The organism is Streptomyces sp. Ru72 (assembly GCF_002920635.1).
Taxonomy (GTDB): domain Bacteria; phylum Actinomycetota; class Actinomycetes; order Streptomycetales; family Streptomycetaceae; genus Streptomyces.
On record NZ_PQSR01000042.1, the window covers coordinates 1 to 12,576 of the forward strand.

Below are 12,576 nucleotides of genomic sequence, written 5' to 3' on the forward strand. Positions count from 1 at the left end.
CAACGGTTCGGCCACAGGCCTCCGGCCGGGCCGATCGTCCAGCGCCCAAAGATCTTCCGACCGCCCGCTTCCCCGCGCCGCCCGGGTCGTTGGTAGGTGCGGGGGCCTGCCGTCCCGGCCCGGCCCTCGGCCATCGCCTCTGAACAGCGGGAGGAACTGACGTCGTGACCGTGACGGAGACTGCGGTGGTGCCGGTGGAGGGCGCGCCGGAGGGGCGCGCCGGAGCCGAGAAGGGGTGCGCGGGAGCCTCGGGAACCGAGCGTGTGCGCGGCGCGCACGAAGGCATTCTGCGGCGGCAGTCGGCGCGCGAGTCCGCGGCGCGCACCTACGCGCGCGCCCTGCCGATCGTGCCCGTGCGGGCGCGCGGGCTCACCATCGAGGGCGCCGACGGACGCCGCTACCTGGACTGTCTCTCCGGCGCGGGCACGCTGGCCCTCGGCCACAACCACCCGGTGGTCCTGGAAGCGATCCGGAAGGTCCTCGACTCGGGTGCGCCGCTGCACGTCCTGGACCTGGCCACGCCCGTGAAGGACGCCTTCACCACGGAGCTGTTCCGCACCCTGCCGCCCGCCCTCGCCGATCGCGCGCGGGTGCAGTTCTGCGGACCGGCCGGGACGGACGCCGTCGAGGCGGCACTGAAACTGGTGCGCACCGCCACCGGGCGAAAAGGCGTCCTGGCCTTCACCGGCGCCTACCACGGGATGACCGCGGGGGCGCTCGAGGCGTCCGGGGGCGCGGGCGACGTCCGCGTGACCCGCCTGCCGTTCCCCCAGGACTACCGCTGCCCGTTCGGGGTCGGCGGCGAGCGCGGCGCCGAGCTGTCCGCCCGCTGGACGGAGTCCCTCCTCGACGACACCAAGTCGGGGGTGCCGCTGCCCGCCGGGATGATCCTCGAACCGGTCCAGGGCGAGGGCGGAGTGCACCCGGCGCCGGACGCGTGGCTGCGCCGTATGCGGCGGATCACCGAGACCCGGGCCATCCCGCTGATCGCGGACGAGGTGCAGACGGGCGTGGGCCGCACCGGACGCTTCTGGGCAGTCGAACACAGCGGGGTGGTGCCCGACGTGATGGTCCTGTCCAAGGCGATCGGCGGCAGCCTGCCGCTCGCCGTCGTCGTCTACCGCGACGACCTCGACGTGTGGAAGCCCGGCGCCCACGCCGGCACGTTCCGCGGCAACCAGCTCGCCATGGCCGCCGGCACCGCGACCCTCGCTTTCGTCCGCGAGAACCGCCTCGCCGAGCGAGCGGCCACACTGGGCGCCCGCATGCTGGACCGACTCCGCTGCCTCGCCGCCGAGTTCCCGTGCGTCGGGGACGTGCGCGGCCGGGGGCTGATGATCGGCATCGAGCTGGTGACCCCCGAGTCCGCATCCGACCCGGCGCCCCCCGACCCCGTGCTCGGAGGCACCGGACCACGCCCCGCCGCGCCCGCGCTGGCCGCCGCGGTGCAGCGGGAGTGCCTGCGGCGCGGTCTGATCGTGGAGCTGGGCGGACGGCACGCGAGCGTGATCCGCCTGCTGCCGCCGCTGACGATCACCGACGAGCAGACGGACGCGGTCCTCGACCGGCTGGCCGACGCGGTGGCCGCGGTGGCCGCAGAGCCGGTGGTCCATCCCTGAGCCCGCCCGCCCTGCCCTTCGCCCGCACGGGCACCGAGGACCTGCGGGCGGCCCGGCACGACCTCCGCCGACCCCGTACGGCCCCTCACCGGTCCCGGCGACACCGGATCCGCACCCGCTCCCGCACCGACCGGCCCGTCGCCGTACGAGCCGGAACGACCTCACGAGGTACGCCCTTGAACGCCACCCCGCCCATGACGGCCCCGCCCCCGACGGTGACCACCCCGCCTCCGACGGCCACGCCCCCGCCCCCACGCGGGGCGCCGGCCACGCGCAGGCCACCGTGCCCCCGGGATCCCGCGTGCCTGCGCAGCAGGCGGCATCGCCGGAGGCCGGTGAGCCGCACGGCACCGCCGTCGACCCTCTGGACCATCCCGACCCGCACACGGCGGCCCAGGCCGCGACCTTGGAGAACCTGCTGCGCTGCTGGGTCCGCGAGAACGACCTCACCGCTCCCGCCGACGGCACCCTGCGCATCCCCCTCCTCGCCGCCGGCACGGCCCTCCTCGTCCCGGTCCACCACTGGTCCCTCACCGGCTGGCACCGCTTCGGCCTGCCCCGCCTCGCCGGCGCCCCGGAGCAGGCCCCGCCCGTGGACGCGGTGACGGTGGCGGCACTGCTGGCACGGGAGACGGTGGGCGCCCTGGCCGCACCGGCCCCCGCACCCGTCACGGCCGCACCGGCCTCCGTCACGGCCGCACCGGCCCCGCAGCCGGGCGCCGTGCCGAACCACGTCACCGACCTGCTGGCGCGGGTCGCCGACTCCGTACGCCGCACCGCCATCTTCCTCACCGACCGCCGGGAGCGTCCCGCGGACGGTGCGGACCTCTTCCTCTCCGCCGAACAGGCCCTGCTGCTCGGACATCCGATGCACCCCACGGCCAAGAGCCGCGAGGGCCTCTCGGACACCGAGGCCCGGCTCTACTCACCCGAGCTGCGCGGCTCCTTCCCGCTGCACTGGTTCGCGGTCGCGCCCTCGGTGTGCGCGGCCGACTCGGCATGGACGGAAGGCGGCCGGCCGGTACCCGCCGACCGGCTCACCGAACGGCTCGCCGGCCCGGACCTCCCGCTGCCCCAGGGGTTCACCGCACTGCCGCTGCACCCTTGGCAGGCGCATGAGATCCGGCACCGCCCCGAGGCGGCCGCCCTGTTGGACGCGGGGCTCCTCCGGGACCTCGGCCCCCACGGCACGCCCTGGCACCCCACCTCCTCCGTCCGCACCGTCCACCGCTCGGGCGCACCCGCGATGCTCAAGCTGTCGCTGGGCCTGCGCATCACCAACTCGCGGCGGGAGAACCTCCGCAAGGAACTCCACCGGGGCGTCGAGGTGCACCGCCTGCTGCGCGGCGGCCTCAGCAAGCAGTTGCGCGCAGTCCACCCCGGCTTCGACGTCCTCCGCGACCCGGCCTGGGTCGCCGTCGACGACCAGGACGGCAGCCCCGTGGCCGGACTCGACGTGGTGATCCGCCACAACCCCTTCGGCCCGACGGACGACGCCTCCTGCGTCGCCGGACTCGTCTCGCCCAGGCCCCGCCCGCACCCCGACGGACAGCGGCGCCCCGCCACGTCCTCCCGGCTCACCGAGATCGTCACGCGTCTCGCCGGGCGCACCGGCCGCTCGCGCGGGGCCGTCGCCGCCGAATGGTTCCTGCGCTATCTCCGGCACGTGGTCCGCCCGGTGCTGTGGCTGGACAGCGAGGCCGGCATCGCCCTGGAGGCACACCAGCAGAACACCGTGCTCCTGCTGGACGTGGAGGGCTGGCCCGCCGGCGGGCGCTACCGCGACAACCAGGGCTACTACTTCCGCGCGTCCCGCCGCGCCGAACTCGAGACGCGGCTGCCCGGCATCGGCGAGCACAGCGACACGTTCGTCTCCGACGAGGTCACCGACGAACGCTTCGCCTACTACCTCGGCATCAACAACGTGCTCGGTCTCATCGGAGCGTTCGGCTCCCAACGCCTCGCCGACGAGCGGCTGTTGCTCGCCGCCTTCCGCCGCTTCCTCGCCGACGCCGCCACCGGCCCGGGCCGGCTGCGCACGTCCCTGCCGGCCCGTCTGCTCGACTCACCCGTCCTCAGGTGCAAGGCCAATCTGCTGACCCGGCTGCACGGCCTGGACGAACTCGTCGGCCCGGTGGACACCCAGTCCGTCTACGTCGCCATCACCAACCCCCTCCACCCCTGACCTGGCCGTCACGCACCGCCCTGACCCCGAGGAACATGCCCCGTCCCGTCTTCTGAGAGGAGCGTCGCCGTGTCTCCCACCGACGCGAGCACCGACACCGGCACCGCCTCCGTGGAGCCCGTCACCGCCCCGGGCCCCGGAGCCGGTGCTCCATCCGGCGCCAGCCCGAGCTCCGGCTCCGACTGCGAGGAAACCCTCGATCTACGGCTGCCCGGGGACTTCCTCGCCCTCCGCGTCCAGGAGGAGCCGGGCACGTCGGCCCTTCCGCCGGACGACGACCTGCTCGACCATGTCGCCGACTGGGGCGCCACGACCACCCCCGTGGGTGTCTTCCACCTCGTTCCGGTCCACCTCGGCCGCGATCTCCCGCTGATCGTGCGCTGGATGAACGACCCCGCCGTGGCCGTCTTCTGGGAACTGGCCGGAGACGCCTCGGTCACCGAGCGGCACCTGCGCGCCCAACTGGCCGGTGACGGGCGCAGTGTCCCCTGCCTCGGCGTGCTGGACGGCACCCCCATGAGCTACTGGGAGATCTACCGTGCGGACCTCGATCCCCTGGCCCGCAACTACCCCGCCCGTCCCCACGACACCGGAATCCACCTCCTCATCGGCGGTGTCGCCGACCGCGGGCGCGGCCTCGGCTCCGCACTGCTCCGCTGCGTCGCCGACCTCGTCCTCGACCGGCGTCCCTCCTGCGCTCGCGTCGTCGCCGAACCCGATCTGCGCAACACGCCCTCCGTCGCCGCGTTCCTGAGCGCCGGCTTCCGTTTCTCCGCCGAGGTCGACCTGCCCGACAAGCGGGCCGCCCTGATGGTCCGGGACCGGGCCCTGCGCAATCTGCTCTAGCGCCCTGCCCCAGCGTCATCACTGTGAGTAACGATGTTCGTTTCCCCGCACACCACCCCAGCACCCCCGCACCCCACATGACCCTTCCATGCGCCGAGGGAAGCAGCGCCCGTTTGTCAGTGCCGCACCGTAGGGTGGTCGCGCTATGACAAAGCCCTCACTCCCCGAACTCCTCCACGCAGCCGTCACAGCCGTCGGCGGCACGGAGCGCCCCGGCCAGGTGGCCATGGCCCAGGCCGTCGCGGAGGCGATCGACGACGGCTCCCATCTGCTGGTCCAGGCCGGCACCGGCACCGGAAAGTCGCTGGGCTACCTGGTCCCGGCGCTCGCGCACGGGGAGCGCGTGGTCGTGGCGACCGCCACCCTGGCGCTGCAGCGGCAGCTCGTCGAGCGGGACCTGCCGCGCACGGTGGAGGCGCTGCACCCGCTGCTGCGCCGCCGCCCCGAGTTCGCCATGCTCAAGGGCCGGTCGAACTACCTGTGTCTGCACCGCCTGAACGAAGGAGTGCCCCAGGACGAGGAGGACGGCCTCTTCGACCAGTTCGAGGCCGCGGCGCCCACGAGCAAGCTCGGCCAGGACCTGCTGCGGCTGCGCGACTGGTCCCAGGAGACGGAGAGCGGCGACCGTGACGACCTCACCCCGGGCGTCTCCGACCGGGCCTGGGCCCAGGTGTCGGTGTCGTCCCGGGAGTGCCTGGGCGCCTCGAAGTGCGCGTACGGCGCCGAGTGCTTCGCCGAGACGGCCCGTGAGCGGGCCAAGCTCGCCGAGGTCGTCGTCACCAACCACGCGCTGCTCGCGATCGACGCCATCGAGGGTGCCCCGGTCCTCCCGCAGCACGAGGTGCTGATCGTCGACGAGGCCCACGAGCTGGTCTCCCGGGTGACGGGCGTCGCCACCGGAGAGCTGACCCCGGGCCAGGTCAACCGTGCGGTGCGCCGCGCGGCGAAACTCGTCAACGAGAAGGCCGCCGACCAGCTCCAGACCGCGGCCGAAGGCTTCGAGCGGCTGATGGAGCTGGCCCTGCCCGGCCGTCTTGAGGAGATCCCGGAGGACCTCGCGTACGCACTCATGGCGCTGCGCGACGCCTGCCGCACGGTGATCTCCGCGATCGGCGCGACCCGTGACAAGTCCATCCAGGACGAGGACGCGGTGCGCAAGCAGGCGCTGGCCTCCGTGGAGAGCGTGCACGACGTGGCGGAGCGGATCACCAACGGATCCGAATGGGACGTCGTCTGGTACGAGCGCCATGAGCCCCGCGGCGGAGCCGCATATCGATACAGTGGCGCCTCCCTGCGCGTCGCCCCCATGTCGGTGTCGGGGCTGCTGAGGGAGAAGCTGTTCGCGGACCGCTCGGTCGTCCTCACCTCCGCCACGCTGAAGCTGGGCGGCGACTTCAACGGCGTCGGGGCGTCCCTGGGCCTGGCTCCCGAGGGCACGGAGGGCGACGACGTGCCCACGTGGAAGGGCGTGGACGTCGGATCCCCGTTCGACTATCCGAAGCAGGGCATCCTGTATGTCGCGAAGCACCTGTCACGCCCCGCGCGGGACGGCGAGCGCGCGGACATGCTGGACGAGCTGACGGAGCTGATCCAGGCGGCCGGCGGCCGCACCCTGGGCCTTTTCTCATCCATGCGGGCCGCCCAGCTCGCCGCGGAGGAGTTGCGCACCCGTATCCCCGAGTTCCCGATCCTGCTCCAGGGCGAGGAGACCCTCGGGGAGCTGATCAAGAACTTCGCGGCGGACCCGGGGACGTGCCTCTTCGGCACACTGTCGCTCTGGCAGGGCGTCGACGTCCCCGGGCCCAGCTGCCAACTGGTGGTCATGGACAAGATCCCCTTCCCGCGCCCCGACGACCCGCTGATGAGCGCCCGCCAGAAGGCCGTCGAGGAGGCCGGGGGCAACGGCTTCATGGCCGTCGCGGCCACGCACGCCGCGCTGCTGATGGCGCAGGGTGCCGGCCGGCTCGTACGGGCGTCCGGGGACAGAGGTGTGGTCGCCGTCCTGGACCAGCGGCTCGCCACGGCCCGCTACGGCGGCTATCTGAAGGCGTCCCTGCCCGACTTCTGGTACACGACGGACCGCAACCAGGTCCGGAAGTCCCTGGCGGCGATCGACGCGGCGGCGAAGGCGCAGGGAGCGTAGCTCCCCGTCCGCATGCGCCGCCCGCAGCGCCGGCCGGTGGCCCAGCCGCGCCCCGGCGCAGTGGCGGGAGGCAGTGGTTGCGGTGCGGTGGCGGGGAGGGGAGAGGGGGTGCGGGGCGTGGCCGGCCGCGTACAGCATGGGGCCCCGGAACCGGCGCAGGGGTCCCGGGGCCCGGATCAGGGGCGGGCGTCCGAGCGCCCGCCGCGGAGGGTCACACCCGCCGCAGTACCGCCACCACCTTGCCGAGGATCGTCGCCTCGTCGCCCGGGATCGGCTGGTACGCGGAGTTGTGCGGCAGCAGCCATACGTGGCCGTCCTCGCGCTTGAACCGCTTCACGGTGGCCTCGCCGTCGAGCATCGCGGCGACGATGTCACCGTTCTCCGCGACGGGCTGGCGGCGGACCGTGACCCAGTCGCCGTCACAGATCGCGGCCTCGATCATGGAGTCGCCGACGACCTTCAGGACGAAGAGCTCACCGTCACCGACGAGCTGCCTCGGGAGCGGGAAGACGTCCTCGACCGACTCCTCCGCGAGGATCGGGCCACCGGCCGCGATCCGGCCGACCAGGGGCACGTACGACGCGGCGGGCTTGCCCGCGGTGTCGGTGGGCTGCACGGACGACGCCTGGTCGGAGCCGCGCACCTCGTACGCGCGCGGACGGTGCGGGTCACGGCGCAGGAAGCCCTTGCGCTCCAGTGCCATCAGCTGGTGTGCGACCGAGGAGGTGCTGGAGAGGCCGACGGCCTGGCCGATCTCCCGCATCGACGGCGGGTAGCCGCGCCGCTGTACCGAGTCCCGGATGACCTCGATCACCCGGCGCTGCCGCTCGGTCAGCCCGGAGCTGTCCGCCCGGATGCCCGGAGGTCGGCCGGGCAGGGACCTCTTGGGCCCCTCGGGGTTCGTGGCTTCGTTCATGGCATGCACCGGCTCGAGTCGGCCCTGGGAGCGGTCCTGGGCAGTGATGGTGGCACTGTCTGCGGTGGTGGTCACGTCGTCGGCCCCTCTCGATGGTCTCCCGTGCAGCACAACGGTAGTTGCTTTCGAAAGGTTGCGCCAAACACACGTTCGAGTGAAAAACCCGGAATTGCCTGACGTGATCGAGACTCGGGGTGTATTGAGCCGACGTCGCCTCCGGCGGGCGGCAGCGCCCGCTGCTGTACTCTTCACCGCCGGGGCGAGGGCCTTGTGGGCCGCCGCGGACGGCGCCCAGTCTGCCATCCGATGCGCCGCGGGCCGCGTACCGGCCCCGCTTCTCCATGGGGCGTCCACCGTATCCGCGCATGGCCCGAATGGGTATGGCCGCGCGGCACGTGCCAAGACGCCCGGGGTGCGCGTGTCGCCGCCGAATGTACGAGCCAATCGCTACATCTAGTGGTTGGATTGCAGTAGTGACCCACAAGTTGTGGTCCCCCCGGTCTCCGCGGTCACCGAGATCGCCTATGCTTGGGGCTGCTTCGTGGGGCCGGTGAGACCCATGAGGTCTATGCGTCGTGCTGAAAAGGAGGGATGGAGCCATGCACTGCCCCTTCTGCAGGCACCCCGACAGCCGCGTCGTCGACAGTCGTACGACCGACGACGGCACGTCGATCCGCAGGCGCCGCCAGTGCCCCGACTGCTCCCGTCGTTTCACGACCGTGGAGACCTGTTCGCTGATGGTGGTCAAGCGGTCCGGAGTCACCGAGCCGTTCAGCCGTACCAAGGTCATCAACGGCGTGCGCAAGGCATGCCAGGGGCGGCCTGTCACCGAGGACGCACTCGCCCAGCTCGGCCAGCGGGTCGAGGAGGCCGTGCGGGCCACCGGGAGCGCCGAGCTGACGACCCACGACGTGGGCCTGGCCATACTCGGCCCCTTGCAGGAGCTCGACCTCGTCGCCTACCTGCGGTTCGCGTCCGTCTACCGGGCGTTCGACTCGCTGGAGGACTTCGAGGCCGCCATCGCGGAACTCAGGCAGCAGCGGGAGCGCACCGCCGTGGACGACGACGACCACGAGATCACTGACGCGGAGCGCCAGGGAACCGACCGCGGGTCCGGAGGGGCGGCCGACGCCCTCCTGCCCGCCACCGCCGCCGACTGACGGGCGGGCCGACCCGGTCGGCCCCGTCGGCGGCGCACACAGACCCGTCACGCGCGCCCGCAGGACGCGCGTGACAAGCAGACACAACACCGTGCCATGGGAAGAAAAGGGCACTTCAGGGCGTTTTCGCCCGTACAGGGAGGCGGCATGACAGAGACGGCGAGCGGTCCGGCACGAGGTTCCCGAGCGAAGGGCGCCAAGGCCACCAAGGGGCTGCGTATCGAGCGCATCCACACGACCCCGGGCGTGCACCCGTACGACGAGGTCGAGTGGGCGCGCCGTGACGTCGTCATGACCAACTGGCGCGACGGCTCGGTCAACTTCGAGCAGCGTGGCGTCGAGTTCCCCGAGTTCTGGTCGGTGAACGCGGTCAACATCGTCACCAGCAAGTACTTCCGCGGTGCCGTCGGCACCCCCCAGCGCGAGACCAGCCTCAAGCAGCTGATCGACCGCATCGTGAAGACCTACCGGAAGGCCGGTGAGGACTACAAGTACTTCGCCTCGCCCGCCGACGCGGAGATCTTCGAGCACGAACTGGCGTACGCCCTCCTGCACCAGATCTTCAGCTTCAACAGCCCCGTCTGGTTCAACGTCGGCACCCCGCAGCCCCAGCAGGTCTCCGCCTGCTTCATCCTGTCCGTCGACGACTCCATGGAGTCGATCCTCGACTGGTACAAGGAAGAGGGCATGATCTTCAAGGGCGGCTCCGGCGCCGGCCTGAACCTCTCCCGCATCCGCTCCTCCAAGGAACTGCTCTCCTCCGGCGGCAACGCCTCCGGCCCGGTCTCCTTCATGCGCGGCGCCGACGCCTCCGCAGGAACGATCAAGTCGGGCGGTGCGACCCGCCGCGCCGCCAAGATGGTCATCCTGGACGTCGACCACCCGGACGTCGAGGACTTCATCGAGACCAAGGTGAAGGAGGAGGAGAAGATCCGCGCCCTGCGCGACGCGGGCTTCGACATGGACCTCGGCGGCGAGGACATCACCTCCGTCCAGTACCAGAACGCCAACAACTCGGTCCGCGTCAACGACACCTTCATGAAGGCCGTCGAGAACGGCGAGAACTTCGGCCTGCGCGCCCGCATGACCGGTGAGGTCATCGAGGAGGTCGACGCCAAGACCCTCTTCCGCAAGATGGCCGAGGCCGCCTGGGCCTGCGCCGACCCGGGCATCCAGTACGACGACACGATCAACCACTGGCACACGTGCCCGGAGTCCGGCCGCATCAACGGCTCGAACCCGTGCAGCGAGTACATGCACCTGGACAACACGTCCTGCAACCTCGCCTCGCTGAACCTGATGAAGTTCCTGAAGGACGACGGCAAGGGCAACCAGTCCTTCGACGTCGAGCGCTTCTCCAAGGTCGTCGAGCTGGTCATCACCGCGATGGACATCTCGATCTGCTTCGCGGACTTCCCGACCCAGAAGATCGGCGAGAACACCCGCGCCTTCCGCCAGCTCGGCATCGGCTACGCGAACCTGGGCGCCCTGCTCATGGCGACCGGCCACGCCTACGACTCCGACGGCGGCCGCGCCCTCGCCGGTGCCATCACCTCCCTGATGACCGGCACCGCATACCGCCGCTCCGCCGAACTCGCCGCGGTCGTCGGCCCGTACGACGGCTACGCCCGCAACGAGCAGGCACACCTGCGCGTCATGAAGCAGCACTCCGACGCCAACGCCACCGCGGTCCGCATGGACGACCTCGACACCCCGGTGTGGGCCGCGGCCACCGAGGCCTGGCAGGACGTGCTGCGGATCGGCGAGAAGAACGGATTCCGCAACTCCCAGGCGTCCGTCCTCGCCCCGACCGGCACCATCGGTCTGGCCATGGGCTGCGACACCACCGGTGTCGAGCCCGACCTGGCGCTGGTCAAGTTCAAGAAGCTGGTCGGCGGCGGCTCGATGCAGATCGTCAACGGCACCGTGCCGCAGGCGCTGCGTCGCCTCGGCTACCAGGAGGAGCAGGTCGAGGCGATCGTCGCCCACATCGCCGAGCACGGCAATGTGATCGACGCGCCGGGCCTCAAGCCGGAGCACTACGAGGTCTTCGACTGCGCCATGGGCGAGCGCGCCATCTCCCCGATGGGCCACGTCCGCATGATGGCCGCGATCCAGCCGTGGATCTCCGGCGCGATCTCCAAGACGGTCAACATGCCGGAGTCGGCGACCGTCGAGGACGTCGAGGAGATCTACTTCGAGGCCTGGAAGCTGGGCATCAAGGCGCTGGCGATCTACCGCGACAACTGCAAGGTCGGCCAGCCCCTCTCCGCCAAGAAGAAGGAGACCGCCGAGAAGCCGGCCGAGCAGCCCGCCGCGGAGCCGACGGTCGAGAAGGTCGTCGAGTACCGCCCGGTCCGCAAGCGCCTCCCGAAGGGCCGTCCCGGCATCACCACCTCCTTCACCGTCGGCGGCGCCGAGGGCTACATGACCGCCAACTCCTACCCGGACGACGGTCTCGGCGAGGTCTTCCTGAAGATGTCCAAGCAGGGCTCGACCCTCGCGGGCATGATGGACGCCTTCTCCATCGCCGTCTCGGTGGGCCTGCAGTACGGGGTGCCGCTGGAGACGTACGTCTCCAAGTTCACCAACATGCGCTTCGAGCCGGCCGGTATGACGGACGACCCGGACGTGCGGATGGCGCAGTCGATCGTCGACTACATCTTCCGCCGCCTGGCGCTGGACTTCCTGCCCTTCGAGACGCGCTCGGCGCTCGGCATCCACTCCGCCGAGGAGCGTCAGCGCCACTTGGAGACCGGCTCCTACGAGCCGATCGACGACGAGGAGGTCGACGTCGAGGGCCTCGCCCAGTCGGCCCCGCGCGCCCAGGAGCTGAAGGCGGTGGCCACGCCGAGGACGGAGTCCGCCGCGGCCAAGCCGGCCCCGAAGCAGGCGCACACCAGCGCCGAGCTGGTGGAGATGCAGCTGGGTATCCAGGCGGACGCTCCGCTGTGCTTCTCCTGCGGCACGAAGATGCAGCGGGCGGGCTCCTGCTACATCTGCGAGGGCTGCGGCTCGACGAGCGGCTGCAGCTGACCGACGCCCGAAGGGCGGCACGACCGGTGGTCGTGCCGCCCTTCGGCGTGGACAGGCCCTAGGAGAGCGGCCGGCCCATGACGCGGGCGAAGCTTTCCGGATCCGTGTCGAAGCCGTGCACGCCCGGGTGGAACGTCCACTCTCCGGAGGAGTCGCGCACGAACTCCGCCACCCTCGCCGCCGTGGCGCCGAGGACGCCCCCGAAGTCGTCCGCTGCGAGCACGGTGTAGTCCTCGCGGACCCGCAGCGCCGGGTTCAGAACGCCGACGAACGTCCTGCGTCCGGCTCGCTGCTGGATGGCGACGCCGACCACCACGCGCGCGTACCGGCCGTCCAGCCGGTACAGCTCCACGGTCATGACCTCGTCCCAGCCGAACCCCTTGCCGTCCAGGCTGTCGCGGTTGAGGTAGATCGTGCCGTCGGGGGAGCGGCTGTCGAAGTGCACCACATAGGCGGGAGCCCCATAGGGATCATCCGCCAAATAGGCCGCGGCCACGATGTCGAGGTCGGTGGGCGGCTGGTCGGAGGGACTCGGGTCCCACTTCACCGCCAGTTCGACCTTGCGGATGCCCTTGTTGAGACCGGTCATCTCCCATCCCCTCCCCGTTGTCATCTGCCCTTGTGGGAACTCCCGTTCCATCAGGGCCAGTTGTCCATTGTGCCTCGTGCGC

The 12,576-nt window shown here is 71.5% G+C and carries 8 protein-coding genes; 6 read left to right on the forward strand and 2 right to left on the reverse strand.

The annotated features are described in order from the left end of the window. The first annotated feature begins 164 nt into the window (after nucleotides 1-164). The 4 genes from C3488_RS20245 (at nucleotide 165) to C3488_RS20260 (ending at nucleotide 6,793) form a co-directional block, all read left to right on the forward strand. Complete coding sequence (locus C3488_RS20245; RefSeq protein WP_103841364.1) at nucleotides 165-1,619, forward strand: diaminobutyrate--2-oxoglutarate transaminase family protein; 1,455 nt, start codon at nucleotides 165-167, stop codon at nucleotides 1,617-1,619. A gap of 301 nt (nucleotides 1,620-1,920) precedes the next feature. Beyond that, a complete protein-coding gene (locus C3488_RS20250; RefSeq protein WP_258053533.1) occupies nucleotides 1,921-3,804 on the forward strand; it encodes an IucA/IucC family siderophore biosynthesis protein in 1,884 nt (627 codons plus the stop codon). Nucleotides 3,805-3,873: 69 nt separating this feature from the next. Further along, nucleotides 3,874-4,650: a GNAT family N-acetyltransferase gene (locus tag C3488_RS20255; RefSeq protein ID WP_181139098.1), complete on the forward strand. Its 777-nt coding sequence runs from the start codon at nucleotides 3,874-3,876 to the stop codon at nucleotides 4,648-4,650. A gap of 145 nt (nucleotides 4,651-4,795) precedes the next feature. After that, nucleotides 4,796-6,793: an ATP-dependent DNA helicase gene (locus tag C3488_RS20260; RefSeq protein WP_103841368.1), complete on the forward strand. Its 1,998-nt coding sequence runs from the start codon at nucleotides 4,796-4,798 to the stop codon at nucleotides 6,791-6,793. 211 nt (nucleotides 6,794-7,004) lie between these two features. On the opposite strand, the gene lexA is transcribed toward C3488_RS20260, so the two are convergent. Further along, nucleotides 7,005-7,784 (reverse strand): transcriptional repressor LexA, encoded by a 780-nt coding sequence (lexA, locus tag C3488_RS20265; protein ID WP_103841370.1) that lies wholly within the window; start codon nucleotides 7,782-7,784, stop codon nucleotides 7,005-7,007. A 524-nt stretch (nucleotides 7,785-8,308) separates the two neighbouring features. Between lexA and nrdR the strand changes: the two genes are divergently transcribed. Next, on the forward strand, nucleotides 8,309-8,869 hold the full coding sequence (gene nrdR, locus C3488_RS20270) for a transcriptional regulator NrdR (protein WP_103841372.1): 561 nt from the start codon (nucleotides 8,309-8,311) through the stop codon (nucleotides 8,867-8,869). A 147-nt stretch (nucleotides 8,870-9,016) separates the two neighbouring features. Next, entirely contained in the window at nucleotides 9,017-11,905 is a 2,889-nt protein-coding gene (locus C3488_RS20275; protein WP_103841374.1) for a vitamin B12-dependent ribonucleotide reductase, read from the forward strand. Between the two features lie 58 nt (nucleotides 11,906-11,963). Here C3488_RS20275 and C3488_RS20280 read toward each other — a convergent pair whose 3' ends face one another. Then, on the reverse strand, nucleotides 11,964-12,494 hold the full coding sequence (locus C3488_RS20280) for a TerD family protein (protein WP_258053534.1): 531 nt from the start codon (nucleotides 12,492-12,494) through the stop codon (nucleotides 11,964-11,966). Nucleotides 12,495-12,576: the final 82 nt, after the last annotated feature.

Coding starts and splice junctions, on each gene's coding strand:
- C3488_RS20260 (WP_103841368.1), top strand. CDS start 4,796: ATGACAAAGCCCTCACTCCCCGAACTCCTCCACGCAGCCGTCACAGCC.
- nrdR (WP_103841372.1), top strand. CDS start 8,309: ATGCACTGCCCCTTCTGCAGGCACCCCGACAGCCGCGTCGTCGACAGT.
- C3488_RS20275 (WP_103841374.1), top strand. CDS start 9,017: ATGACAGAGACGGCGAGCGGTCCGGCACGAGGTTCCCGAGCGAAGGGC.
- C3488_RS20280 (WP_258053534.1), bottom strand. CDS start 12,494: ATGACCGGTCTCAACAAGGGCATCCGCAAGGTCGAACTGGCGGTGAAG.